The 24,386-nt window shown below is 72.6% G+C and carries 23 protein-coding genes; 11 read left to right on the plus strand and 12 right to left on the minus strand.

The genetic code is table 11. The features are described 5' to 3' along the window. Positions 1 to 16 precede the first annotated feature (16 nt). The 4 genes from AB0I52_RS13065 to AB0I52_RS13080 are packed head-to-tail and all read right to left on the minus strand — an operon-like array spanning position 17 to position 4,124. Positions 17 to 1,090: an acyl-CoA dehydrogenase family protein gene (locus tag AB0I52_RS13065; RefSeq protein WP_363071851.1), complete on the minus strand. Its 1,074-nt coding sequence runs from the start codon at positions 1,088 to 1,090 to the stop codon at positions 17 to 19. A 24-nt stretch (positions 1,091 to 1,114) separates the two neighbouring features. Beyond that, positions 1,115 to 2,101 (minus strand): acyl-CoA dehydrogenase family protein, encoded by a 987-nt coding sequence (locus AB0I52_RS13070; RefSeq protein WP_363071853.1) that lies wholly within the window; start codon positions 2,099 to 2,101, stop codon positions 1,115 to 1,117. Beyond that, positions 2,101 to 3,276: an acyl-CoA dehydrogenase family protein gene (locus AB0I52_RS13075; RefSeq protein ID WP_363071855.1), complete on the minus strand. Its 1,176-nt coding sequence runs from the start codon at positions 3,274 to 3,276 to the stop codon at positions 2,101 to 2,103. The genes AB0I52_RS13070 and AB0I52_RS13075 overlap by 1 nt, the downstream gene beginning before the upstream one ends. After that, the gene (locus AB0I52_RS13080) at positions 3,276 to 4,124 is read right to left on the minus strand and encodes an enoyl-CoA hydratase (protein WP_363071857.1); all 849 of its coding nucleotides are present in this window, start codon (positions 4,122 to 4,124) and stop codon (positions 3,276 to 3,278) included. Before AB0I52_RS13080 ends, AB0I52_RS13075 begins: the two co-directional genes overlap by 1 nt. 45 nt (positions 4,125 to 4,169) lie before the next feature. Here AB0I52_RS13080 and AB0I52_RS13085 point away from each other — a divergent pair, with 45 nt between their 5' ends. The 6 genes from AB0I52_RS13085 to AB0I52_RS13110 all read left to right on the plus strand — a co-directional run bounded on the left by AB0I52_RS13085 (position 4,170) and on the right by AB0I52_RS13110 (position 9,892). After that, the gene (locus AB0I52_RS13085) at positions 4,170 to 5,336 is read left to right on the plus strand and encodes an acyl-CoA dehydrogenase family protein (protein ID WP_363071859.1); all 1,167 of its coding nucleotides are present in this window, start codon (positions 4,170 to 4,172) and stop codon (positions 5,334 to 5,336) included. Further along, on the plus strand, positions 5,333 to 6,118 hold the full coding sequence (locus AB0I52_RS13090) for an SDR family oxidoreductase (protein WP_363071861.1): 786 nt from the start codon (positions 5,333 to 5,335) through the stop codon (positions 6,116 to 6,118). The genes AB0I52_RS13085 and AB0I52_RS13090 overlap by 4 nt, the downstream gene beginning before the upstream one ends. Beyond that, positions 6,115 to 6,717, plus strand: a complete 603-nt coding sequence (locus AB0I52_RS13095) for a TetR/AcrR family transcriptional regulator (RefSeq protein WP_363071863.1) — start codon at positions 6,115 to 6,117, stop codon at positions 6,715 to 6,717. The genes AB0I52_RS13090 and AB0I52_RS13095 overlap by 4 nt, the downstream gene beginning before the upstream one ends. A 32-nt stretch (positions 6,718 to 6,749) precedes the next feature. Beyond that, positions 6,750 to 7,907 (plus strand): acetyl-CoA C-acetyltransferase, encoded by a 1,158-nt coding sequence (locus tag AB0I52_RS13100; protein ID WP_363071865.1) that lies wholly within the window; start codon positions 6,750 to 6,752, stop codon positions 7,905 to 7,907. A gap of 165 nt (positions 7,908 to 8,072) precedes the next feature. After that, entirely contained in the window at positions 8,073 to 8,819 is a 747-nt protein-coding gene (locus AB0I52_RS13105) for a GntR family transcriptional regulator (protein ID WP_363071867.1), read from the plus strand. 101 nt (positions 8,820 to 8,920) lie between these two features. Next, a complete protein-coding gene (locus AB0I52_RS13110) occupies positions 8,921 to 9,892 on the plus strand; it encodes a DUF4862 family protein (protein WP_363071869.1) in 972 nt (323 codons plus the stop codon). Between the two features lie 36 nt (positions 9,893 to 9,928). Here AB0I52_RS13110 and AB0I52_RS13115 read toward each other — a convergent pair whose 3' ends face one another. Next, complete coding sequence (locus tag AB0I52_RS13115; protein ID WP_363071871.1) at positions 9,929 to 11,296, minus strand: M64 family metallopeptidase; 1,368 nt, start codon at positions 11,294 to 11,296, stop codon at positions 9,929 to 9,931. Between the two features lie 217 nt (positions 11,297 to 11,513). Between AB0I52_RS13115 and AB0I52_RS13120 the strand changes: the two genes are divergently transcribed. After that, the gene (locus AB0I52_RS13120; RefSeq protein ID WP_363071873.1) at positions 11,514 to 12,980 is read left to right on the plus strand and encodes a tetratricopeptide repeat protein; all 1,467 of its coding nucleotides are present in this window, start codon (positions 11,514 to 11,516) and stop codon (positions 12,978 to 12,980) included. Positions 12,981 to 13,012: 32 nt separating this feature from the next. Here AB0I52_RS13120 and AB0I52_RS13125 read toward each other — a convergent pair whose 3' ends face one another. Genes AB0I52_RS13125 through AB0I52_RS13140 form a run of 4 tightly spaced genes read right to left on the minus strand, consistent with a single transcriptional unit; the run spans position 13,013 to position 16,471 of the window. Further along, complete coding sequence (locus tag AB0I52_RS13125; RefSeq protein WP_363071875.1) at positions 13,013 to 14,080, minus strand: nitronate monooxygenase; 1,068 nt, start codon at positions 14,078 to 14,080, stop codon at positions 13,013 to 13,015. Further along, positions 14,077 to 14,856 carry a CoA-transferase gene (locus AB0I52_RS13130; RefSeq protein WP_363071877.1) on the minus strand — a complete coding sequence of 260 codons (780 nt, stop codon included), beginning with the start codon at positions 14,854 to 14,856 and terminating at the stop codon, positions 14,077 to 14,079. The genes AB0I52_RS13125 and AB0I52_RS13130 overlap by 4 nt, the downstream gene beginning before the upstream one ends. Next, positions 14,853 to 15,701 (minus strand): CoA-transferase, encoded by an 849-nt coding sequence (locus tag AB0I52_RS13135; RefSeq protein ID WP_363072045.1) that lies wholly within the window; start codon positions 15,699 to 15,701, stop codon positions 14,853 to 14,855. The genes AB0I52_RS13130 and AB0I52_RS13135 overlap by 4 nt, the downstream gene beginning before the upstream one ends. Before the next feature lie 14 nt (positions 15,702 to 15,715). After that, the gene (locus AB0I52_RS13140) at positions 15,716 to 16,471 is read right to left on the minus strand and encodes an enoyl-CoA hydratase family protein (RefSeq protein ID WP_362962360.1); all 756 of its coding nucleotides are present in this window, start codon (positions 16,469 to 16,471) and stop codon (positions 15,716 to 15,718) included. Between the two features lie 137 nt (positions 16,472 to 16,608). On the opposite strand from AB0I52_RS13140, the gene AB0I52_RS13145 reads away from it, so the two are divergent. Beyond that, positions 16,609 to 17,529 (plus strand): SDR family oxidoreductase, encoded by a 921-nt coding sequence (locus AB0I52_RS13145; RefSeq protein WP_363071879.1) that lies wholly within the window; start codon positions 16,609 to 16,611, stop codon positions 17,527 to 17,529. Between the two features lie 58 nt (positions 17,530 to 17,587). Here the strand turns inward: AB0I52_RS13145 and AB0I52_RS13150 are convergent, their stop codons facing one another. Beyond that, on the minus strand, positions 17,588 to 18,079 hold the full coding sequence (locus AB0I52_RS13150) for a nuclear transport factor 2 family protein (RefSeq protein WP_363071881.1): 492 nt from the start codon (positions 18,077 to 18,079) through the stop codon (positions 17,588 to 17,590). Beyond that, positions 18,076 to 18,951, minus strand: a complete 876-nt coding sequence (locus AB0I52_RS13155; protein WP_363071883.1) for an LLM class F420-dependent oxidoreductase — start codon at positions 18,949 to 18,951, stop codon at positions 18,076 to 18,078. The genes AB0I52_RS13150 and AB0I52_RS13155 overlap by 4 nt, the downstream gene beginning before the upstream one ends. Before the next feature lie 159 nt (positions 18,952 to 19,110). On the opposite strand from AB0I52_RS13155, the gene AB0I52_RS13160 reads away from it, so the two are divergent. Both AB0I52_RS13160 and AB0I52_RS13165 read left to right on the plus strand, forming a co-directional pair. Then, positions 19,111 to 19,761 carry a TetR family transcriptional regulator gene (locus AB0I52_RS13160; RefSeq protein ID WP_363071885.1) on the plus strand — a complete coding sequence of 217 codons (651 nt, stop codon included), beginning with the start codon at positions 19,111 to 19,113 and terminating at the stop codon, positions 19,759 to 19,761. A 182-nt stretch (positions 19,762 to 19,943) separates the two neighbouring features. Continuing rightward, complete coding sequence (locus tag AB0I52_RS13165) at positions 19,944 to 20,720, plus strand: SDR family oxidoreductase (protein WP_363071887.1); 777 nt, start codon at positions 19,944 to 19,946, stop codon at positions 20,718 to 20,720. Positions 20,721 to 20,804: 84 nt separating this feature from the next. Here AB0I52_RS13165 and AB0I52_RS13170 read toward each other — a convergent pair whose 3' ends face one another. Next, complete coding sequence (locus AB0I52_RS13170; RefSeq protein ID WP_363071889.1) at positions 20,805 to 22,454, minus strand: class I adenylate-forming enzyme family protein; 1,650 nt, start codon at positions 22,452 to 22,454, stop codon at positions 20,805 to 20,807. A 307-nt stretch (positions 22,455 to 22,761) separates the two neighbouring features. Between AB0I52_RS13170 and AB0I52_RS13175 the strand changes: the two genes are divergently transcribed. Continuing rightward, positions 22,762 to 24,378 (plus strand): ABC transporter substrate-binding protein, encoded by a 1,617-nt coding sequence (locus AB0I52_RS13175; RefSeq protein ID WP_363071891.1) that lies wholly within the window; start codon positions 22,762 to 22,764, stop codon positions 24,376 to 24,378. Positions 24,379 to 24,386 lie beyond the last annotated feature (8 nt).

Consider the following 24,386-nt stretch of genomic DNA (forward strand, 5'->3'; position numbering starts at 1 on the left):
CTCTTGTCCGACGGTTTCAGTGCGCGGTCAGTCCGAGTCCGGCGGCGAGCCGGGCCCGGTGGCGCGCGGGCGGGCCGAACAGCTCGCCGGCCCCGTGCGCCCGCTTGAAGTAGCGGTGCGCGTCGTGTTCCCAGGTGATCCCGATCCCGCCGTGCAGCTGGATCATCTCGCCGGCCACCGCCGAGAACGCCTCGGAGCAGACGGACTTGGCGACGGCGGCGGCCCGCGGCAGCGCGCCCGGGTCCTCGTCCGCCGCGAACGCGGCTCCGAGCGCCGCCGAACGCGCCGACTCCACCAGCACGTAGGCGTCCGCCAGCCGGTGCTTGACGGCCTGGAAGGAGCCGATGGGCCGGCCGAACTGCACCCGGTCCCGGGCGTATTCGACAGTGAGCTCCAGCGCACGTCCGGCCGCGCCCACCTGCTCCGCGGCGAGGGCCGTGCACGCCAGGTCCCGTACGTGCTCCAGGCTCCGCCCGCCGTCGCCGGCCGCGCCCAGCAGGCGCCCCTCGGCCGCCTCCAGCACCCAGCGGGCCTGGCCACGGGTGCCGTCCATGGTCACGACGGGTTCCCGGCGCACCCCGGCGGCGTCGGCCGGCACCTCGAACAGCGACACCCCACAAGCCGTACGGGCGGCGACGAGCAGCACGTCGACGACGGGCCAGTCCAGTACGTGCTCCTTGGCCCCTGTGATCAGCCAGCCTCCGCCGGGGCCCGGTACGGCCCCGGCGCGGATCGCCTCCGGCTCCCAGGAGCCCCGCTCGGCCCAGGCCAGCGCGCCCACCGAGGTGCCCTCGGCCAGCCCCGGCAGCAGCCGCCCGCAGGCCTCCTCGTCACCGGAGGCCAGCAACGCCCCGACCGTGAGTACCGCCGAGCCCAGACACGGCAGCGGACTCAGGCTCCGGCCCAGCTCCTCCATCAGCACGTGGACGTCCCGGGCGCCGCCGCCCACTCCGCCGTACGCCTCGGGCACGGCGAGACCGGCCGCGCCGATCTGCTCGGCCAACGGGCCCCAAGCAGCCGTTCCCTGATGCCGAATCAGCAGCGACCGTACAGCCGACCGCAGCTCGTCCTGTTCCTCAGTCAGCCTCATCCGGCTGCTCCCCTCGGTGTGCGGTCAGCCGGCCAGTACGCGGGCCCGGCACGCGGCCGGGGTGCCCCACGCGTCGCGCAGCGGCCGGGCCTTGCGGATCCACAGGGACAGGTCGAGCTCGTCGGTGTAGCCCACGGCCCCGTGCAGCTGGAGGGCCGTGCGCGCCGCCCCGTACGCGGCCTCGCCCGCCGTGACCTTGGCCGCGGCGACATCCCGCCCCGCCCCGTCGTCGCCGGCGGCGAGCGCGAGCGCGGCGCCGTGCACCAGCGGCTCGGCGAACTCCAGGGCCAGCAGGGTGTCCGCCAGCCGGTGCTTGACCGCCTGGAATGAGCCGATCGCCACTCCGAACTGGGTGCGCTGCGTGACGTAGGCGACGGTACGGGCGAGCAGGGTCCGGCCGACCCCGAGTGCCTGGGCGGCCGTGGCGAGCGCGGCGACATCGGCCGCGTACCCGGCGGCGGCGGTCACCGCCGGGCCCCGCGCGAGGACCGTCCCGCCCGACGGCCTCGACAGCCGCCGCCCCGGATCGGCCGACGGCTGCACGGGACCCGGCCCGGCGGCGACGCGCAGGACGTCACCGTCCACCACGAACACCGGGTCGGCCACATCGGCGTCCAGGGCGTAGGGGCCGAGCGAGGTCAGGCAGAGCGAGACGACGGACTTCCCGGAGGCGATGGCGGGCAGCCGCTCGGCGGCGACGCGCTCGTCGCCGAGCCGGTCCAGGAGAGCCGCCGCGGCGACCGTCTCGACCAGCGGTCCGGGTACGGCGTGGCGCCCCAGCGCCTCGAAGGCGACGGCCAGTTCGAGGGGCAGCGGGCCGAAGCCGTCGTGCTCCTGGGGGACAGCGAGCGCGAACACCCCGGCCTCGGCGAGCCGGGCCCAGACGGCGCGCCCCGGGCCGTGGTCGCCCGTGGCCCAGGACCGTACCGCGGCCGGGGTGTCGCAGGAGGTGAGCAGAGCGTCGAGGGAGCGGGCGAACTCCCGCTGCTCGGCGTCGGGGAAGAAGCGCATCACCGGCGTCCCTTCGGCAGGCCGAGCAGCCGCTCGGCGATGATGTCGCGCTGGATCTCGTTGGTGCCCGCGTAGACCGGGCCGGCCAGGGAGAAGGTGTAGCCCTCCGCCCAGCCGCCGCCGGCGGGCGACTCGCCGGCGTGGTCGGCGAGTTCGCCGTACGGGCCGAGCAGGTCGAGCGCCGTCTCGTGCAGGGCGATGTCCAGTTCGGACCAGTAGACCTTGTTGAGGCTGGAGGCGGCTGCGGCGGGCCCGCCCTCGTCGTGCAGCACGTGGGAGGCGCCCCGGTAGGAGAACAGCCGGTAGGCGCGGGCCCCGATCACCGCGTCGGCGACCCGGTCGCGCAGCGCCGTGTCCGCCGGGTCGCCGTGTTCGCGCCACAGGGCGGTCAGCCGTTCCGCGGCGGCCGTGAACCGGCCCGGACTGCGCAGGGTGAGTCCGCGTTCGTTCCCGGTGGTGCTCATCGCGACCCGCCAGCCCTGTCCGGGCTCGCCGATGACGTCCTCGTCCGGGACGAACACCTCGTCCAGGAAGAGTTCGGCGAAGGCGGGCTTCCCGTCGAGCCGCCCGATGGGCCGGACCGTGACGCCCTCGGCGTCCAGCGGGAACATCAGATACGTCAGTCCACGGTGCGGCCGGTCCGCGTCCGGGTCGCTGCGGAACAGGCCGAAGGCCCGGTCGGCGAAGGCGGCCCGCGAGGACCAGGTCTTCTGGCCGCCGAGCAGCCAGCCGCCCTCGGTCCGTACGGCCGTCGACCTCAGCGAGGCCAGGTCGGAGCCGGACTCCGGCTCCGACCAGGCCTGCGCCCAGATGACCTCACCGCGCGCCATGGCGGGCAGGATCCGGGCGCGCTGCCCGGCGGTGCCGTGCTCGAAGAGGGTGGGGGCCAGCAGGCTGATGCCGTTCTGGCTGACCCGGCCGGGCGCCCCGGCGGCGTAGTACTCCTCCTCGAAGACCAGCCAGCGCAGCAGGGAGCCGCCGCGTCCGCCGAACTCCTCGGGCCAGGACACCACCGACCAGCGGTCCGCGGCCAGTGTCGCCTCCCACTCCCGGTGGGCGGCGAACCCCTCGGCGGTCTCCAGGGACGGCAGGGGAGCGGCCGGGACGTGGGCGGCCAGCCAGTCGCGCACCTCGGTACGGAACGCCTCGTCGGCCGCGTCGAAGTCGAGGTCCATCAGGCGCCCGCCTCCTTCATCGCCCGGATGTCCACGCCGCCGAGGGCGTCGGGTGCGGTCTCGGCGTTGTGGGCGTGCGCCAGGTGGTGCAGGCCGAACACGGAGTCCATGCCGGTGTGCATGCCCTGGAGGTCCTCGGCCTGGTTGACGGCGCGTTTGGTGAGGGCGAGGCCCAGGCGCGGCATCTCGGAGATCCGCAGGGCCAGCTCCCGGGTGCGCTCGGCCAGTTCCTCCCCGGGCACGACCCGGTTGACCATGCCGACCTCGTACGCGCGCCGCGCGCTCATCCGGTCGCCGGTGTAGAGGAACTCCTTGGCGATCCGCGGGGGCATCACCCAGGGGTGCGCGAAGTACTCGACACCGGGGATGCCCATGCGGACCACCGGATCGGCGAAGAACGCGTCGTCCGATGCGACGATCAGGTCGCACACCCAGGCCAGCATGAGTCCGCCCGCCACGCACGCGCCCTGCACGGACGCGATGACCGGTTTGGGCAGCTCCCGCCACCGGCGGCACATCCCGAGATACACCTCGGACTCGCGGGCGAAGCGGCTCTCCGCGCCCTCCTTGTCCGAGTGGTCCCACCAGAGTCCCGCCCGGCGTTCGAAGGGCAGATGGGCGTCCCGCTCCGGGGTGCCGATGTCGTGACCGGCGGAGAAGTGCCTGCCCGCTCCGGCCAGTACGACGGTCTTCACCTCGCTGTCGTCGGCCGCTCGGTAGAACGCCCGGTCCAGGGCGTAGGTCATCGCGGAGTTCTGCGCGTTGCGGTAGTCGGGCCGGTTCATGGTCACCGTCGCGACCGGGCCCTGCTTCTCGTAGCGCACCGGTTCGTCGTGGGCAGCGGACATCGCCCCTCCTTCCCTAACAAGTGTTTGGTAGATTAACGTACCCCCATGAGCAGCGTCGAGGAGTTCCGCACCGAGATCCGCGGCTGGCTGGCCGCCAACCTCACCGGCTCCTTCGCGGGCCTCCGGGGCCGCGGCGGACCCGGCCGCGAGCACGAGGCCTTCGCCGAACGGCTCGGCTGGGAACGGCACATGGCCGCCGAGGGCTGGACCTGCGTGGGCTGGCCCGAGGAGTACGGCGGCCGGGGCGCGACCCTCGCGCAACAGGTCGCCTTCCACGAGGAATACGCCCTGGCCGACGCCCCCGCACGGGTCAACCACATCGGGGAACAGCTGCTCGGCCCGACGCTGGTGGCCTTCGGCACCCCCGAGCAGCGGGCCCGGTTCCTGCCGCCGATCGTCGCCGTCGAGGAGCTGTGGTGCCAGGGCTACAGCGAGCCCGACGCCGGGTCCGACCTGGCGAACGTACGGACCAGGGCCGTGCGGGACGCCGAGGACTGGGTCGTCACCGGGCAGAAGACCTGGACGTCACTCGCCCACGAGGCGCAGTGGTGCTTCGTGGTCGCCCGCACCGAACCCGGCTCGTCCCGCCACCGGGGCCTGTCCTATCTCCTGGTCCCACTGGACGGGACCGGCGTGGAGATCCGGCCGATCGCCCAGCTGACCGGCACCTCCGAGTTCAACGAGGTCTTCTTCGACGGCGCCCGCACCCGCGCCGAGCACATCGTCGGCGCCCCGGGCGACGGCTGGCGCGTGGCCATGGCCACCCTCGGCTTCGAACGCGGTGTCTCCACCCTCGGCCAGCAGGTCGGCTTCCGCCGCGAACTGGAAGCCCTCATCGGCCTGGCCCGCCGCAACGGTGCCGCCGAGGACCCGCTGATCCGCGACCGGCTCGCCCGCGCCTGGACGGGCCTGGAGACCATCCGGTGCAACGCCCTGCGCATGCTCGACGGCGTGACGGCCGGCGCACCCGGCCCCGAGGCGTCCATCGGCAAGATCTTCTGGGCCACCTGGCACCGCGAACTCGGCGAACTCGCCATGAGCGTGCTGGGCGCCGGCGGCATGACCGCCGCCGGGGAGCCGTACGAACTCGACGACTGGCAGCGGCTGTTCCTCTTCTCCCGCTCCGACACCATCTACGCCGGATCCAACGAGATCCAGCGCAACATCATCGCCGAGCGCGTCCTCGGCCTGCCCAAGGAGATCCGCCCGTGACCACCAAGCCGCCCTACGTAGCAGGGCACTCCCTCCTGGCCGGACGCACCGCCGTGATCACCGCCGCCGCGGGCGCCGGGATCGGCGGAGCGGCGGCCCGCAAGTTCCTGGAGGAGGGCGCCCGGATCGTCATCGGCGACGCCCACGAACGCCGGCTGAGGGAGAGCGCCACCGCCCTCGCCGAGGAGTTCGGCGCGGACAGCGTCGCCGCCCTGCCCTGCGACGTCACCGACCAGGAGCAGGTCGACGCCCTGTTCGCGTTCGCCGCGGAGCGCCACGGCGGCCTCGACATCGTCGTCAACAACGCGGGCCTCGGCGGCACCGCCGACCTCGTCGACATGAGCGACGAGCAGTGGTCGAAGGTCCTCGACGTCACCCTGAACGGCACCTTCCGCTGCACCCGCGCCGCCCTGCGCCACTTCAAGGACCGCGGCAGCGGCGGCATCGTCGTCAACAACGCCTCCGTCGTCGGCTGGCGCGCCCAGCGCGGCCAGGCCCACTACGCCGCCGCGAAGGCCGGCGTGATGGCACTCACCCGGTGCGCGGCCCTGGAGGCCGCCGACTTCGGCGTACGCGTCAACGCCGTCGCCCCGAGCCTGGCCATGCACCCGCACCTGGTGAAGGTCACCACCCCCGAACTCCTCGCCGAACTCACCGAACGCGAGGCCTTCGGCCGCTACGCCGAGCCCTGGGAGATCGCCAACGTCATCGTCTTCCTGGCCAGCGGCTACTCCTCCTACATGACCGGGGAGACCGTCTCCGTCAGCAGCCAGAGGGCGTGAGCACCATCGCCGGGAACGCCAACGCCGAACGTCGCGCCGAACTCCTGGCGACCGCCGCCGAGGTGTTCGCCGCCCTGGGCTACAACGCCACCACCGTCCGCCGCATCGCGGACGAGGCGGGGCTGCTCGCGGGCAGCCTCTACTACCACTTCGACTCCAAGGAATCGATGCTGGACGAGATCCTCTCGGCCTTCCTGGACGAGCTGTGGGCGGGCTACGGCACCGTCCTCGCCGCCGGACTCGGACCCGGGGCGACCATCGAGGCGCTCGTCACCCAGTCGTTCCGGCAGATCGACCGGCACGGCCCCGCGGTCGCCATCTACCAGAAGGAGTCCAGGCACCTCTCCGCCCAGCCGCGCTTCGCCTACCTCACCGGCTCCCGGGCGAAGTTCGAGGACGCCTGGCTGCGCACCCTGGAACGCGGCGTCGCCGAGCGGGCCTTCCGGGCCGACCTGGACGTCCGGCTCGTCTACCGCTTCGTCCGCGACACCGTCTGGGTGGCCGCCTCCTGGTACCGCCCCGGCGGTACCCACAGCCCGGAGGAGATCGCCCGCCAGTACCTGTCCATGGTCCTGGAAGGCATCACCCCCCGTACCTGACACCCCATCATGTCCCTCACGAAGGAGCAGTCATGGCCGAGGCCTACATCGTCGACGCGGTACGCACCCCGGTCGGCCGCCGCAAGGGCGGGCTGTCCGCCGTCCACCCCGCCGACCTCGGCGCCCACGTCATCAAGGCGCTCATGGAGCGCAGCGGCGCCGACCCGGCCGCCGTGGAGGACGTCGTCTTCGGCTGCCTGGACACCGTCGGCCCGCAGGCCGGCGACATCGCGCGCACCGCGTGGCTCGCCGCCGGCCTCCCCGAGGAGGTGCCCGGCACCACCGTCGACCGGCAGTGCGGCTCCTCCCAGCAGGCCGTCCACTTCGCCGCCCAGGGCGTCCTGTCCGGCACCCAGGACCTGGTCGTCGCGGGCGGCACCCAGAACATGTCGATGATCCCCATCGCCTTCGCCAGCCGTCAGGCCGCCGAACCGCTGGGGCTGACCGACGGCCCGTACGCGGGCTCCGTGGGCTGGCGAGCCCGCTACGGCGACGCGCCCGTCAACCAGTTCCACGGCGCCGAACTCATCGCCGCGAAGTGGGACATCACCCGCGAGGACATGGAGGAGTTCGCGCTGCGCTCGCACCACCGGGCCCTGCACGCCATCGACGAGGGCCGCTTCGACCGCGAGACCGTCGCCTACGGAGACGTCCGGGTCGACGAGGGGCCGCGCCGCGACACCTCGCTGGAGAAGATGGCCGGCCTCAAGCCGGTCGTCGAGGGCGGCCGGCTGACCGCCGGGGTCTCCTCACAGGTCTCCGACGGCGCCTCGGCGCTGCTCATCGCCTCCGAGCGGGCCGTCGCCGAGCACGGCCTCACACCCCGCGCCCGCATCCACCACCTCTCGGTCCGGGGCGAGGACCCGATCCGGATGCTCTCGGCACCGATCCCGGCGACGGCGTACGCCTTGAAGAAGGCCGGGATGTCCATCGACGACATCGACCTGGTCGAGATCAACGAGGCGTTCGCCCCGGTCGTGCTGGCCTGGCTGAAGGAGACGGGCGCCGACCCGGACAAGGTCAACGTCAACGGCGGCGCCATCGCGCTCGGCCACCCGCTCGGCGCCACCGGCACCAAGCTGATGACGACCCTGCTGCACGAACTGGAGCGCACCGGCGGCCGCTACGGCCTGCAGACCATGTGCGAGGGCGGCGGCCAGGCCAACGTCACCATCATCGAACGCCTCTGAACGCCGGGCCCGAAGACCGCCACCCGGTGGCCCCGTGACCGGGCGGGCCACCGGGTGGCGGTGCGGCCCGTCCGATACGTGATTCGGCGCCGAGTACCGATGCAGAACATCTGACGTCTTATCTTGGGTAGCATCACCCTGGGAACGTGAACCGAAGGGGGCGAAATGGCCGCAGCGCAGCCGGGCTTCAGGACGTCCGCGCCCGGGGGGCCGCGGGGGACGGACACTTCGCGGCGGGCAGCCACCACCGGCCGGATCAAGGACTTCATCCTGGTGGAGGGCCTGCGTCCCGGGGACCTGCTGCCCACCGAGGTCGAGCTCTGTGAGCGTCTCGGTGTGTCCCGCTCCAGCGTGCGGGAGGCGATTCGTACCCTGTCGACGCTCGGCATCGTCGATGTCCGCCACGGCCACGGCACGTACGTGGGCGCCATGTCGCTCGACGCACTCGTCGAGATGCTCGTCTTCCGCGGGGTGCTGAGTCCGGGCGACGACCTGCGCGCGCTGCGTGACGTGGTCGAGATCCGCCAGGTACTCGACCACGGTATGGCCGAGCGCATCGTCGCGAGTCTGGCGGGTACCTCCAACCCTGATCTGCACACGCTGGTGGACGAGATGGTCGCCGTGGCCGCGGAGGGGCGCACCTTCCCGGAGCAGGACCGCGCGTTCCATACCGGACTGCTGGCACGGTTGGACAACGCGCTGGTCGGACAGCTGGTCAGCGCGTTCTGGGAAGTGCACACCGTGGTGGTGCCCACCCTCGGGCTCTCCGTCGCGGCCGACATGGACCAGACGGCGCGAGCGCACGGGCTCATGCTCGACGCCGCCGAGGCGGGCGACGCCCGCGCCTTCCACGCGGCGGTGACGGCTCACTACGACCCCATCGGCAGGGCGCTCGGCGCGACGACCCCATGACCGGCGCGCATCACCGTGGGCGAGAGGCAGCCCGTTCTCCCGACCCCGGGCGAAATGGCACGACATCGCCCGAGACCCATCAGCACTGGAGACGCCACACCATGAACACGGAACAGCCCGCCGCACTGGTGGGCGCGTATGCGGCGCTGCCCTCCCTGCCCGCCGACCAGGAACGCTTCTACGACGGGCTGGCGGGCCGGGGGATCGCTGACGGGCTGGAGATCCCGTTCCGCGACGGCCTCGGTGCGGACACGCGGTGGCTGGCCGCCCGGATGCGCGGCCGTTTCACCCGTTCAGTGATCACTCTGATTCCCGGCACGATGGTACGGGTGGGGGCCTCGGGCGTGTTCGGGCTCGCCTCCGCCGACCACGACGGCCGACGGGCGGCACTCGAATTCCTCCGCGAGGCCCGTATCGCCGCCGAGGAGGTGAACCAGCTCACCGGCGAGCAGTCGGTCTCGGCCATCCATGTCCACACCGCGCCCTCGACGACCGCTGTGGGAGAGATGTTCGCTCGTTCTCTCGACGAGATCGCGGCGAGCGTACCCGCCGCGGGCGGCTGGTCCACCCGGCTCGTCCTGGAGCACTGCGACGCGTACGCGCCGACCGTCCCGGGGGAGAAGCGGTTCCTGGCGCTGGAGGAGGAGATCCCCCTCGCCCGCGAAGGGGGGATCGGTATCACCGTCAACTGGGGCCGTTCGGCGATCGAGGCGCAGGACCCGGGCCGGCCGCTCGCCCAGATCGGCCGGCTCGTCTCCGAGGGCCTGTTGGAGGGCGTCATGTTCTCCGGCGCCGGCCCGGCCGCGAACGAGTTCGGGGGACCGTGGGCGGACGCGCACCTGCCCCTCACCGAGGACGAGCCCACATCCCTCATGGACGCCGACGAGGTACGCCGTTGTCTCCGCGCTGCAGAGGGCGCGTTCTCCTACGCGGGGGCGAAGATCCAGGTTCCCGGCGACGCCACGGTCGACGAGAGGCTCGCGAAGGTGGGCAACGTCATGCGGCTCCTGTCCGAGCGCGGGGCCGCCCCGGCGCCCGCGCCCGCCGGGGCCCCGGTCTCACACAAGGGGTGACCGGAGACCGGGGTGCCGCGTGCTGCCGTACTGCCGTCAGTGCCGCCTGTGGGACCCGTGCCCGGATGCCTTGACCGTCCACGACATGCTCTCGGTGGCCTCGGCGCGGACCTGGGGGTCGCGGATCGACTTGGTCCGGTCCGTGGACTCGACCGCGACGGTGTGCGTCCTGCCGTCCGCCCTGACGCCCAGCGCGGCGGGGACGACGGCGGTGAGCCCCTGCGCCCGCTTGACCCGTACGCCGTCGACGTACCAGCGCAGCTCGGGCGAGGCGAGGCCGGTGAGCTCGGCCCGGGACACCTTGATGTGACTGGTCCTGAGGACCGCGCCGCTCGTGCTGACCTTGCTGCTCAGCGCGTTGGCCTCGCGGTAGAAGCCGGCGATCATTGCCTCACGGCCGGGCAGGTTGAAGTCACGGATGTCCAGGGCCCGCATGAGGGAGCTGGAGGTCGGGCGGTAGATCCCGAACGGGTAGTAACTGCTGCCCTCGTACGTGCCGACGGTGCCGCCCGTGGGGTCGGTCTCGCCGAGCCAGCGGTACCACTTCGCCTGGTTGGCGGCCATCTTCCCGGCGGTGAAGGTGCTGGAGTTGATGTCGGCGGGCTCGCCGCCCGGCCAGGTGCCGTAGCCGTCGTAGGCGTACTCGTCAGCCAGCAGACCCACCGAGTGAGCGATCTCGTGGGCGGCGATCATGCTCGACTGCGCGTTGTCCGAGGAGAGGGTCGAGACGCCGTCGAACGGGTATCCCTCCGCTTCAAGTCCCGAGTAGCCGGCGCCGCCGTACTTGGTGGAGTTCGAGACGACGATGACCAGGTCGGCTTCCGGGGCCTTGGCGGCGTAGGAGGCGACCTTGTCGATGTCGGCACAGACCAGGCGCTCGGTGTCCTCGCACCAGAAGTAGCTGCCGAGCGCGGTGTTCTTGACGACGTCGGTGCCGGGGTCACCGGTGATGCCGGATTCGGCGGACACCGCGTCGACGGTCCACACGTTCATGAGGCCCTGATAGCTCGCGTAGGGCTCGATGCCGGTGATGTCCGCCCACTTGGCGGCGGCCGCGGTGTGGAAGGCGTCCTGCTGGCCGGCGGTGTAGCCGTCGCCGATGATCACGACGTCGAGCCGGTCGGCCGAAGGGCCGGTCTCGGACAGCTTCCCGACCTCCCCGTCCGTCGTCCCCGCGGCGGGTGCCGCACTGCGGGCCGCGGCGCGGCCGGTCACCGCCTGAGTGGTGGCCGGGACCTCGGTCCGCCGGCCCTCGCCGCCGGGCTCGGGGAAGTACTCGACGGTGACGCGCCGCTCCTGGTGGGGCTCCGGGTCCGCGGCGACCGCGGGAGTGGCGAGGACCGCCCCCACTATCGCCGTGAGCGCGACGCTCGCGGATATGACGGCCGTTCTGCTCGTGCGCATGTCAATCCTCACTCTGGTGTCCAGCTCGGAAGTGAAGTAAAGCGGTAATATAAGTGTCCTTAAGTCGACGCTCAACCTAGGGTGGCAGGTGCATCGTTGGCAACAGACGGGCAGGTCCCGACCGGGTGGGGGAGCCCGGCGGGGGTCACTCCGTTCAGCGGGCGCAGATGCGTGAAGCCGCCGGTGACCACCGGCAGATACAGGGCGAGAGGCTGCCATGACGGGCACCAGCACGACGACGAGCGGCGAACGGGAGCGGGCGACCGGCAACGAGGCCGCTGACCGGCCGGGTGGGGAACACCCGGAACAGCAGGAGCACCAGGAGCACCAGGAGAAGCAGGACGCACCGGCCGCGATCGGCCGCCGGGTGAAGCGGCTGCGCAAGGAACGCGAACTGACCCAGCGACAGCTCGCGGAGCCCGTCTACACCGCCGCCTATGTCTCCACCCTCGAAGCCGGCAGGGTGCGGCCCTCCGAAGCCGCCCTCCGGCACATCGCGGAACGGCTCGGCGTCGACCACGAGGAACTCGCCACCGGCAGGCCCACCCACATCGCCACGGCCCTGCGGATGCAACTGGCCGACGCCCAGCGGGTACTGGCCGTCGAGGACGCCACCGACGCGCGGGCGGCCTACGAGCAGATCCGCGGCCGGGCCGAGGAGTACGGGCTCACGCAGGAACACGCGGCCGCGCTCGTGGGCCTCGGGGAGTGCGCGCTGGAGACGGGGGAACTGCCCGAGGCCCTGATCCGGTTCGAGGCGGCCGAACGCCTGCTGGCCGGCGAACCGCTCCCCGCCCGTGCGCGGGCGGTCCGGGGCAGGTCGGTCGCCCACTACCTCGCCGGTGAACTGCGCTACTCCTGCTACGTGCTGGAAAGCGCGATCGACGAGCTGAACACGTCCGGGCTGCACGATCCGGGCGCGCTGCTCCAGCTCTACACGGCGTCGATCGCCCCGTACATGGACATGGGCGCCCACGCCCGCGCCGCGCAGGCCGCCGAACTCGCACTCGCCCTGGTGCCGCAGGTGTCCGACCCGGCCCTGGTCGCCGCCATGCACCGAACGGTGGCCCGTACGCTGATCGCCGAGGGCAGGGCCGAGGCCGCCCAGGCGTCGCTGGCGCGGGCCACCGAGCTCTACCAGCAGCTGCAGATCCGTACCGAACTCGCGCACTGTCACTGGATGCGGGGCTATGTCTGTGCCCAGCACGACGACCTCGTGCAGGCGGAGGCGGAACTGCGTACCGCGCACTCGATGCTGGTTTCCAAGCGGGCGGCCCTCTACGTCGCACAGGTGGAGGTCGAGCTCGCCGACGTGCTGCGCAGGAGAGGGAAGCCGGCCGAGGCCGCGGAGCTCCTGGAAAGCCTGCTGGCCGGGCTCCAGCCCGGCCGCGGTGCGCTGCACGCCGGCGGCGCCCACCGGCTTCTCGGGCTGATCGCCCAGGAGGCCGGAGACACCGAGAGCGCCGAGCGCCACTACGCCACCGCGCTCTCCGTACTCGAACAGACGGGAGCTGCCGGGGACCTCGCCGACATCTGCCGGCTCCTGGGAGACCTGATGCGCAGCGAGGGCCGGACGGAAGCGGCACTGAACGCCTACCGGACCGGCCTCGGGCACCGCGCCGAACCGGGCACCACGACGCTCGGCCCCGCTCCCGCCCGGCCGCCGTTCGCCCGTTGGGCCTGACGGCGCGGACCCCTCGCGAGGGGTCCGCGCCGTCAGGCCGCCCTCGGCAGCGTCTTCAGCGTAGCCCGCGCCTCCTCCATGATCCGCTCGACCAGCTCCGCACAGGACGGCAGATCCTCGATCAGCCCCGCCACCTGGCCCGACGCCATGACCCCGATGTCGGTACGCCCCTCGACCAGTGAGGCCTTGAGCAGCATCGGCGTGTTGGCGGCCAGCAGTACCTGGCTCCAGGTCAGCTCCTTCCCGTGCTTCATCGACAGTCCGTCGCGGATCAGCTGGGGCCAGCTCGCCCCGGACTCCTTCCGGAAGGCAGAGGCGTGCCGCACCGCCCTCAGCAGGGAGGCCGCCCGGCCGGAACGCTCCAGGGCGTCGACCATCCCGGTGCGCAGCATCCGGTGCGGCAGGCCGTCGACCCGGTCGGTGACCGTGACGTCCTTGACGGTGGCGGCCAGGTACTTCGCCTTCACCGCCGCCGGGACGGTGCTGTCGGAGGTGAGCAGGAAGCGCGTCCCCATCCCGATTCCGGCCGCTCCGTAGGCGAGCGCGGCGACCAGGCCGCGGCCGTCGTGGAAGCCGCCCGCCGCGATGACCGGAATGCCGACGGCGTCCACGACCTGGGGGAGCAGCACGGTGGTGGCCACGTCGCCCGTGTGGCCGCCGCCCTCACCGCCCTGCACCATCACCGCGTCCGCGCCCCACGCGGCGACCTTCTCCGCGTGCCGCCGGGCACCCACGGACGGGATGACGACGACGCCGGCGTCCTTGAGGCGCGCGATCAGCTCCTTCGACGGGGCGAGCGCGAACGACGCCACCCGCACGCCCTCGTCGATCATGATCCGCACCCGCTCGGCCGCGTCGCCGGCGTCCGCCCGCAGATTGACGCCGAACGGCGCGTCCGTACGGGACTTGACCTCGCGGACCGCCGCGCGCAACTGCTCGACGGTCATCGTCGCGGAGGCCAGGATGCCGAGGGCCCCCGCGTTCGCGGAGGCGGACACCAGGCGGGGGCCGGCCACCCACCCCATCCCGGTCTGCACGATCGGGTACCGCACCCCGGTCAGCTCGGTGAGCGCCGTCGGCAACGGCACGGGCCCCGTCATGCCGGGACCTCGCGCTCGCGCAGCCCCTTGGGGTCGATGACCTCGCGGATCAGCCGGAGTTCGGCGTCCGTGGGGTCCCGGGTGAGCGGGACGTCGCCGGGGATCGTGAGCGCGAACCCGGTTGCCTCGGCGACCTGTTCGACGCTCACCCCGGGGTGGAGGGAGCGCAGCCGCATGGTTCGGTCCGGGGTCTCGAAGTCGAAGACGCCCAGATTGCTGACGACTTCGGGGATGCGGTGGTAGCGGGTGGCGGAGGGGCCGGCGGCGGCCGCCCGGTCGTACCCGACCCCGCTGACCATGTCGACGTGCTCCACGAACACTCGCGCGGAGTGCTTGGGAACCCAGTAACTCGTAGGATTGTTGAGGGTGTTGACCGGGGCGCCGCGAACCCCGAGCAGCTGCCGGGTGGGCCTGGCCCAGGGGCCGATGCAGGAGATGTTCTGGTTGCCGTGCCGGTCGATCTGGCTGGCGCCCATCATCACGTGCCGGCGGCCGGTGGCGGTCAGCGTCAGGTGCTGACGGAACGGCAGCCAGCCCTCGACGCTCCCGGGCCTCGCCCCCAGCGCGGGGGTGTCGCCCATCAGCAGCGCCTCCCCGTCGGTCAGCAGCAGGCCGGGTGAGAAGGTGAGCCTCGCCAGACGCGCCCCGATGGCCGGGACGGTGCCCATCGGGCTGGCGAGGATCTCGCCCGCGTCCCGCCAGGCCTCGGCGCAGGCCACCACGCAGTACTCCGCGCGGCTCACCGTCGCGCTGCCGGTGGTCTCGGTGCCGCTCATGCTTCCTCCTGGTGGAACGCGGTGACGGCGGCCTGGTAGGCGGCCTCGTCGCCGGACAGGAACCGTTCGGCGAAGGCGGGCCACGCCTCGGGGTCGCGGGCGGCCCGGACATAGGCGCGCTGGAAGCTCTCGTCCCGGTCGTGGTCGGGCACGCAGGACGTGAAGTGCGCGCCGTTCGGCGTCTCGACGACCCCGTCCACGAACAGCCGCTTGACCAGCAGCGTCTGCGGCCCGTGCTCCTTGAGCAGGTCCGCCGTCTCCACGATCCGCTCGCAGGAGACGTAACTGTGGTCGGCGGCCTCGCAGAACAGGTCGTCGAAGTACGGGTCGGGGCCCAGGTACTGGCCGTTGCCCTGGATGTCCGCGCGGTTGAGGTGGACCAGGGCGGCGTCCAGGCGCAGGGCCGGCGCGGCGACCAGCTTCTCCCCGTCCTCGTAAGGCGAAGTGACCGTACGCAACGCCTGGTTGACCTCCATCAGGTCCGAGCCGAGACCGGCCCGCACCGGCATGAACGGCAGCCGTTGCGCGCCCGCTGTCAGCCCCCACATCATCATCGCCTCGTCGAGCTCGACCATCTCGAACGCGCCGCGCTGCCGGGCGGCGGTGAAGTGCGGCTCCAGCGGTATCGAGTCGAGGGTCCCGAACGCCGCGACCAGTTTGCGGATCCGGCCCGCGGCGGCGAGCAGGCCGACGTCCGGGCCGCCGTACGACACCACGGTCAGATCGGTGACGTCCGAGCGCAGCAGCGCCCGGACCAGGGCCATCGGCTTGCGGCGCGAACCCCAGCCGCCGATGCCGACCGTCATTCCACTCTCCAGCCGGCCGACGACGTCGTCGGCCGTCATCGTTTTGTCGTGTGTCACGCCTGCTGCTCCTTGTCCGTGCCGAAGGTGTCGCGCACGCGGTCCGCGACGCCGCTGAGATTGGCCTCGAAGGTGAAGCCCTGCTCGAAGCGGTAGCTGCGGCGTACGTCGACCGGGTCGATGCCGTTGATGGCGGCCTTGGCCAGCCGGATCAGATATCCGTCCTTGGCGGCGATCTCCCTGGCCAGTTCCAGGGCGGCGCCGGGCAGTTCGCCGCGTGGGACGACGCTCCACACCGAGCCGTGCCGGTGCAGTTCGCGGGCCGTCACGGTGCGCGAGGTGTAGTACAGGGTCCGCATCAGATGCTGCGGAACCAGCCGGGCCAGATGCGTGGCCGCGCCGAGCGCGCCCCGGTCCAGCTCCGGCAGTCCGAAGGTCGCGTCGTCACTGGCCACGATCGCGTCCGCGTTGCCCACCAGGCCGATTCCGCCGCCCAGGCAGAAGCCGTGCACGGCGGCGACCACCGGGACCTCGCACTCGTAGACCGCCGCGAACGCCTCGAAGCAGCCCCGGTTGGCGCCGATCAGTGCCTCCGGCCCGTCCGTGCGCTGCATTTCCTTGATGTCCACGCCCGCGTTGAACCCACGGCCCTCGGCGGTGAGTACCACGCAGCGGACGTCCGGGTCGGCCCCGGCGGCGCGCACCGCGGCGGCGAGGTCGTACCAGCCCTGTACGGGCAGGGCGTTGACCGGTGGGAAGTCCACGGTGACGACGGCGACGCCCTCTTCCGGGGCGGAGGTGGAGACACCCATGAGCAGATCAGCTACCTTTCCACCAAACGTTTGTTAGATTCAACATAGCAGTGATATGGACGCCGCGGGAGAGCGTCATGCCACTCAGTGGTCCCGCGCCCCGTTCTCCGCTCGTCGCCCCTCGAAAGGACATCGTCATGACCTCATCGACAGCCCTGTGCGCCGGACGCGTCGCCGTCGTCACCGGCGCGGGCCGCGGACTCGGCCGCGCCCACGCCCTGGCCTTCGCCGCCGAGGGCGGACAAGTCGTCGTCAACGACCTCGGCGTGGGCCTCGACGGCTCCGGGACGGCCACCGGCCCCGCCCAGCGGGTCGTCGAGGAGATCCGTGCGGCCGGCGGGCAGGCCGTCGCGCACAACGCGGACATCGCCACCGCCGACGGCGCGGCCTCCCTCGTCGCGACCGCGCTCGACTCCTTCGGCCGCCTCGACACCCTGGTCAACAACGCCGGATTCCTCCGCGACCGGATGCTGGTGAACCTGGACGAGGACGACTGGGACGCGGTGACGCGGGTCCACCTCAGGGGCCACTTCCTGCCGCTCAAGCACGCGGCGGCGCACTGGCGCGCCGAGGCGAAGGCCGGCCGGGTCCCCGAGGCGAGGGTCGTCAACACCGCTTCCGGGGCCGGGCTGCTGGGCAGCGTGGGCCAGGGCGGCTACTCCGCAGCCAAGGCCGGGATCGTCGCCCTGACCCTGGTGGCCGCCGCCGAGATGGGCCGCTACGGGGTCCAGGTCAACGCGATCGCCCCGGCCGCCCGCACCCGGATGACCGAGGACACCTTCGCCGAGACCATGGCGGCGCCCGTCGGGGGAGGGTTCGACGCGATGGCCCCCGAGAACGTCTCGCCGCTCGTCGTATGGCTGGGTTCCGCCGCGTGCGCCGGGGTCAGCGGCCGGGTCTTCGAGGCCGAGGCCGGACGGATCACGGTGATGGAGGGCTGGCGGCCCGGCCCCACCGCGGACAAGGGTGCCCGCTGGAGCCCGGCCGAGGCCGGGGCCGCCGCGTCCGGGCTGCTCGCGGCGGCCGAGACGCCGCAGCCGGTGTACGGGGCGCGCTGAAGACACTCCGTGGCGGGGATGGATGACGCATGGTCATGCGGCCCCGCCACAACCGTGTTCAGGACCCGGCCGGCTCCCCGCGTACCCCTCGGGCCAGCAGTTCGGGAGACTCCGGGCGGCCGTCCAGGATCCGGTTGGTCCGGGTGACCACCAGCCAGCCGGACTCCGTACGGCGCAGCCGCCAGTGGTTGGCGGTGGCCCGGCGCACGACGTACCGGGCCGCCTCGTGCACCACCATCAGCGAGTGGCACACCGCCACGGCCTCGTCGCCGACGACCGTGATGTGCGGCGGGCCCACGACGTGGGCACAGCCCTGCCGGATCCAGCCCCGGTGCGCGGGGGAGCGCACCATCTCGCGGATCCGCTCCCGGCCCGCGAGGAAGATCTCGTCGATGTCGTACACCCCGTCAGGTGCCCAGAGCTCCGCGACGCCGTCCGCCTCGCCGCCGTCCACCAGCGGCCCGTACGAGGCGATGGCGCGGGCGACGTCGCGCTCGTCCTCCAGAGCCGCGAGCCGGGCCTCGACCGCTGCCAGCCGGTCCCCGCTCATCCCCGTGCCTCCGGGGCCGCCGTGGTGCCGGCGAGCACGGCGAGCGCCTCCAGCTGTTCGACGTAATGGCTCGCCGACTCCGCGCTCAGTGCCACGCCGACCAGCGTGGCACCGGCGTCGGACACCTTCCGCAGCGCCTCGGACGTGCGGTCCGCGTCGCCGGACGGATCGAGCGGGCGGCCCGCGCTCAGCACCACCTCGAAGCCGTCGGGGAGTTCGGCCGCGCGGACCATCTCGCGCAGCCGGTCGAGCGGCAGCCCGAACGGCACCCAGCCGTCGCCGTGCGCCACCGCCCGGCGCAGTGAACGCGGGGTGCGGCCACCGATCCACAGCGGCACCCGGGCCTGCACGGCGTGCGGCTCCACGACGAGCCCCTCGTAGTCGAAGTGCTCACCGTGGTAAGCGGGTTCACGGCTGGACAGCGAGGCCCTCAGTGCCACGATCGCGTCGTCCGCGATCGCACCCCGGCCCCCGAACTCCGCACCCAGCAGCCGGAACTCCTCCTCCAGACTGCCGACGCCGAGCCCCAGCACGAGCCGCCCGCCCGAGACGCGGTCCAGCGTGCCGTAGCGCTTCGAGAGCGCCAGCGGATGGTGGTAGCCGAGCACCAGGACCTGGGTGGCGAACCGGATCCGGCGGGTCCGGGCGGCCAGATATCCGAAGGTGGCGAGCGGGTCCCAGTAGGTTCCGCCGCGCTGCCGGGCGATGTCCACGGGCACCGCGACGTGTTCCGAGCAGGTCAGATGGTCGAAGCCGAGCCGGTCCGCGGCCTCGGCGACCGCTCCCAGCTCCTCGATTCCGGCAGTGCGCTCCCAGGGGGAGTGGACGCCGGGGACGGCCGTGACGACGGGACTGTTGATGCCGAGCCGCATGGGGAACCTCTCTCGGTCGGGACAGGACGCAAGGCCGAGAGCCATCCAAGTTCCCCCGCCACGTGCGCGCAGGACCCGTCCCGGTGAACGGAACGGGGCGCGCCGGACCGGCGCCGCGCGGGAGATCATCGTCGGCTCCGGCGGAAGGAAGTCGGCACCGTGCCCCGAACGAACGGCGAGAGAACCCCCGCACACCCCACCTCGGCCAGGCAGCGCCGGCGCTACGCCCGGATCCTGCGGTCCGCCGCACGCCTCGGCGCCGAGCACGGCCTCGAACGGATGCAGATGCACGACGTGGCCCGGGAGTCCGGCGTCGCTATCGCCACCCTGTACCGCTACTTCCCTTCCAAGATCCACCTGTTCGCCGCTGTCATGCACGACCAGGTGCTCCGCCTCGACGCCGGCACCCCCGCGCCGCCGCCGGGCACCGGACCGGTGGAAGCGGTGACCGACCTGCTCACCGGGGCGAGCCGGCAGCTCTTCGAACAGCCGCTGCTGGCCCTGGCGATGATGCAGTCCGGCAATGTCCCCCACCTCGGCGAGGGCAGCCCGGCCCGGCGCACGGACGAGATCCTCATGGACCTCGTCCTGCGCACGGCCGGGGTGACCGACCCCTGCGAACGGGACCGGCGGGTGGTCCGCATCCTGGAGCAGGCCTGGTACGGCCTGCTGACCACCGTCCTGTACGAGCGCTCGTCGGTGGAGGCGGCGCAGGACGGCATCCGGCTGGCCTGCCGCCTCCTGCTCGGCCCGGTCCTGGCCGGACGCGGTACCCGCGGGAGCCGCACCGGCACCGGACGCGGCTTCTGACGCGGAAACCGGTCCGTGTGGAGGTCCGCGGCCCCTGCCCGGTCAGCGGGACAGCGCACACCCGCCGGGGGGACGGACCCTCTACGGTGCGCAGGGGGTCCGTCCCCGGGCAGTGGCTCCGCGCCGCCGCCCCGAGGGCCGGGCCGCCCCGCCGGAACCATCGACCGATCCGAGGAGTACCCATGCCCCGCAACGTCGTCGTCACCGGATCCGGGTCCGGGATCGGTGCCGCTCTCACCGCTCTGCTCCGTGCCAGGGGCGACCGGGTGATCGGGGTGGACCTGCGCGGGGGCGAGGTCGACGCCGACCTGTCCACGCCACAAGGCCGCTCCGCCGCCGCGGCGGCGGCCCGCGAGGCGGCCGGCGGGGTGGTGGACGCGGTCGTCACCTGCGCCGGCACCTCCGTACCGGGAACCGCGATGGTGACCGTCAACTACTTCGGCACCACCGAGTTCCTGACGGCACTGCGGCCGGCGCTCGCCGCGGCCGAAGCGCCCAGGGCCGTGGTCATCGGCTCCATCTCCGGCACCCGGCCCGGCGACCCGGACGTCGTCGCCGCCTGCCTGGCCGGTGACGAGGCCACCGCCCTGGCACACGCGGAGCGGGCCGTCGCCGACGGCCGCGCCCGGCAGCTGTACCCCTCGTCCAAGGCGGCGCTCGCCCAGTGGGCGCGGCGCACCGCGATCGCCGAGGGCTGGGCCGACGTGGGAATCCCGGTGAACGTGGTCGCGCCCGGCATCGTGCTCACCCCGATGAGCGCGGGGCTCTTCGACGACCCGGAGATGAGGAAGGTCATGGACGCCGCCGTCCCCATGCCGCTCAACGGCTATCTGCGGCCCGAGGACGTCGCGGCGGCCGTGCTGTTCCTGGTCTCCGAGGAGAACAGCCACATCACGGGGCAGGTGGTGTACGTCGACGGAGGCGCCGAGGCGACCCTGCGCGGACCCGCGGACTTCTGAGCGGCCGTCCGGTGGTGCCCGGCCGCGCCGGGTGGCCGGGCACCACCGTCGCCGAACCACGGGCAGGGTGTCGGAGCCGTGCCGTCAGATCCGTACCTCGGGCCGGATCACCTTGCCGGTCGCGTTGCGCGGGAGCTCGTCGGTGGTCAGCCGCCACCGCTTGGGCACCTTGAAATACGCCAGTTCGTGTCCCGCGTACTCCCGCAGCGCCTCCTCGGTGACCGCGGAGCCCGCCGCCAGCACCACGACGGCGGCGACCTCCTGGCCGAGGTCGGGATGCGGGACCCCCAGCACCAGGCACTCCCGGACGTCCGGGTGTTCGGCGAGGACCGTCTCGACCTCGGCCGGGTACACGTTCTCGCCGCCGCGGATGATCAGGTCCGAGCGGCGGCTGCTGAGATGGAGCCGGCCCTCGCGGAGCTGCCCCAGGTCCCCGGTGCGCAGCCAGCGGTCCGGGCCGATCGCACCGGCGGTGGCCTCGGGATCACGCCAGTAGCCCAGCATGTTGTACTGACTGCGGACCCAGACATCGCCCTCCTCGCCCTCGCCGAGTACCTCTCCGGCGGGGTCGCGGATCTCCAGCTGCACCCCGGTGACCGGCCGGCCGAGGGTACCCGGAGCTGCCGCCAGATCCTGTGGGCTCGCCGCGGCGACGCCCGTACAGGTCTCGGTCAGTCCGTAGCTGTCCACCAGCGAGTCCTTCGCGAACGGCAGGCTCCGCCGCAGCCGCTCCTTGAACTCGGTCGACGACGGGGCGGAGGCCAGCGAGAAAGAGGTGAGCGAGGACGTGTCGTACCGATGGGCCCCGCCGTGTTCGAGCATCCGGTGGGCCATGGTCGGCACCGCGCCCCAGTTGGTGACGCGCTCCCGCTCGACCATGCCGAGCACCGCGTCCACGTCGAACGCGCCCTGGTGCAGGGCGATCCGGCTGCCGGTGGCGAGCCGGGGCACGGCCAGGTTGTGCAGGCTCGCGATGTGGAACAGCGGCAGCGTCAGCAGATACACGCGGTCCTGTGAGGAGAGCGGGTCGCCGAACTCCTGGAGCAGGGCGTCGTTCATGCGGTGGTACTCGACGACGGCCAGCAGGTTGCGATGCGTGTGCACCGCGCCCTTGGGGCGGCCCGAGGTGCCCGAGGTGTAGAGGATGACGGCAGGGTCGTCCTCGGCGACGTCGGCGGACGGCAGCGGCGCGTCGGCGTGGGCCGTGACGCAGCGGCTGATGCCGTCCTCCATCGACAGCACCGGGACCCCACAGCCGGCCAGCTTCGCCGACTGTCTGGCGTCGGCCACCACGAGGGCGGGCTCCGCGTTGCGCAGGCCGTGGGCCATCTCGCGCGCCGACCACCAGGCGTTGAACCCGACCGCCACCGCGCCGATCGACACGACGGCCCAGAACGTCTCTATCCACTCGGGGGAGTTGGCGGCGGCGACGGCCACCCGGTCGCCCTTGGCGATGCCGTACTCCTCACGCAGCACCCGGGCCAGTGAGGCGACGTGCGCCGCGTGCTGGGCGAAGGTGATCCGGCGGTCCGCGGTGACGATGAAGTCGCGTCCGGCGTGTGCGACGGATGCGTGCAGCACCTCGTGCAGGGCCCGTTGCCGGTGGGTGAACACCGGCAGCCGGGTGCCCAGCACGTCGTCGTCGGCAAGCTCGAACCGGCCGTGCGGGCCGGTGAGGCCGTTCGCCGGGGCGGGATCGGGGGCGGGGGTGCGGTGATCCGTTTCGCTGGGCATCGGGGACTCCTGGGCGTCGTGAACTCCACTGGGATCGCGGTCGACGCCAGTGTCGGCCAGTACGGGGCCCCTGCCCCCCGGCCGGTTCCGGTCACTGGGACACCGTGCCACGGCGCCGCCGGGAGCGGGAGCCCTCGTCCCACCGGGCCCGGCCGCTCCCGGGCCCGGTTCCCGGTGAGTGGGATACGTCACGTCGGCCGGATTTCGCCGGCCGTAGCGTCCCCCATCTGATCCGGCCCCCACGCTCTTCGCCGCTTCCCGCACCGGACGAACTCCGCTTCCCGCACCCGGACAACTGGAGGAAGAAATGAAGCGAGCACCACGGGTGAGAGCCCGTCTCGCAGCGGCCCTGGCCGTCGCGGCCATGCTCACCTCGGCATGCGCCTCACCCGACGACGGGGGCAGCAGCGGCAAGCAGCGCACGGCCGAACGCGGCCGCTACGAGTTCGGCGCGACCGGCGACCAGCCCGAGGGCGGCAAGCCGGTCCGCGGCGGCACCCTGCGCTTCGCGGACTACGCGGAGGCCCGCAGCCTCAGCCCCGCCGTCACCTACGCGACCGGCGCGTCCGGCGGCTCCGCGCTCGCCGCCGTCTACGACGTACTGATGCGCTATGACACCGCGGCGAAGAAGTACGAGCCGTGGCTGGCCGAATCGCTGCACAGCAGCGACGACCTGAAGACCTGGACCCTGAAACTCCGCGACGGCGTCACATTCTCCGACGGCACACCCCTGGACGCCGAAGCCGTGGTCGCCAGCATCGCCTGGTACCAGCGGAACAAGGGCGCCGACACGGCGCTGCTCGCCCCGAACCTCGCGACGACACGGGCCACCGACGACTCCACCGTCGTCTTCACCCTCCGCAACTCCTGGGCCACCTTCCCCGCGATGCTCGCCCAGGCACCCGGCATGATCGTGGCCCCCGCCGCGTACGCCTCGAAGACGTTCCGGCCGATCGGCGCCGGTCCCTTCGCGCTGGGCAAGTACGCCCCGCAGGAGGAGATGATCCTCAAGGCGAACAAGAAGTACTGGAAGGGCGAGCCCTACCTCGACGCGCTGCGCTTCACCTGGCCGCAGTCGGACCGCTCCAAACTCGACGCGCTGAACGACGGCACCGCCGACGTGACGTACATGCGCAGCCCCGACGTCGTAGACGACGCCGTGCACGAGGGCCATCCGGGGGAGCTGACCCTCACCGGCCTCGGCAACGTGATCACCATCAACACCCGTGACGGGCGCCCCGGTGCGGATCTGCGGGTCCGCCGGGCGATGGCCCTGGCCCTCGACCCGAAGCTCGACACCGCACGCGCCTACGAGGGCAAGGGCCTGCCGGGGCAGGAGATCTTCCCGCCCGAATCACGTCTGCACTCCGCGGTGAAGCCCACAGGCATCGATCTCGGCAAGGCGAAGAAGCTCGTCACCGAGGCCAAGAAGGACGGCTTCGACGGCACCCTCACCTACATGGACGGCACCGACCCCGTCTCCCGGGCCAAGGCGGTCGTCACCAAGGCGATGCTGGAACGGGTCGGCTTCACGGTCGAACTCGACCTGGTCTCCTCCATCGCCGACCGGGTGTCCAAGACATACGTGGAGCACGACTTCGACATCAGCCGCGGCGCGGCGAGCATCTCCGAGAGCGACCCCTACCACCGCCTCCAGAGCGTCCTGAACTCCAAGAGCTACGGCAACCCCGGCGCGTACGCCAACCCGAAGATGGACGAACTGCTCGTCGAGCTGCAGGGCGCCCGAGGCCACGCCGAGACCCAGCGGATCCTCGACGACGTCCAGAAACTCTTCAACGAGGACGTGCCCGTGGTGAACCTCGGCGCGAGCGCCGGCTTCACCGCCTGGGGCAAGAACGTCCACGGCATCGTGCCCACCGACGAGTACATGGCCCTCTTCGGGCAGGCATGGATCAGCAAGTGACGTCCCGC

This window comes from Streptomyces sp. NPDC050423 (assembly GCF_040655445.1).
Taxonomy (GTDB): domain Bacteria; phylum Actinomycetota; class Actinomycetes; order Streptomycetales; family Streptomycetaceae; genus Streptomyces.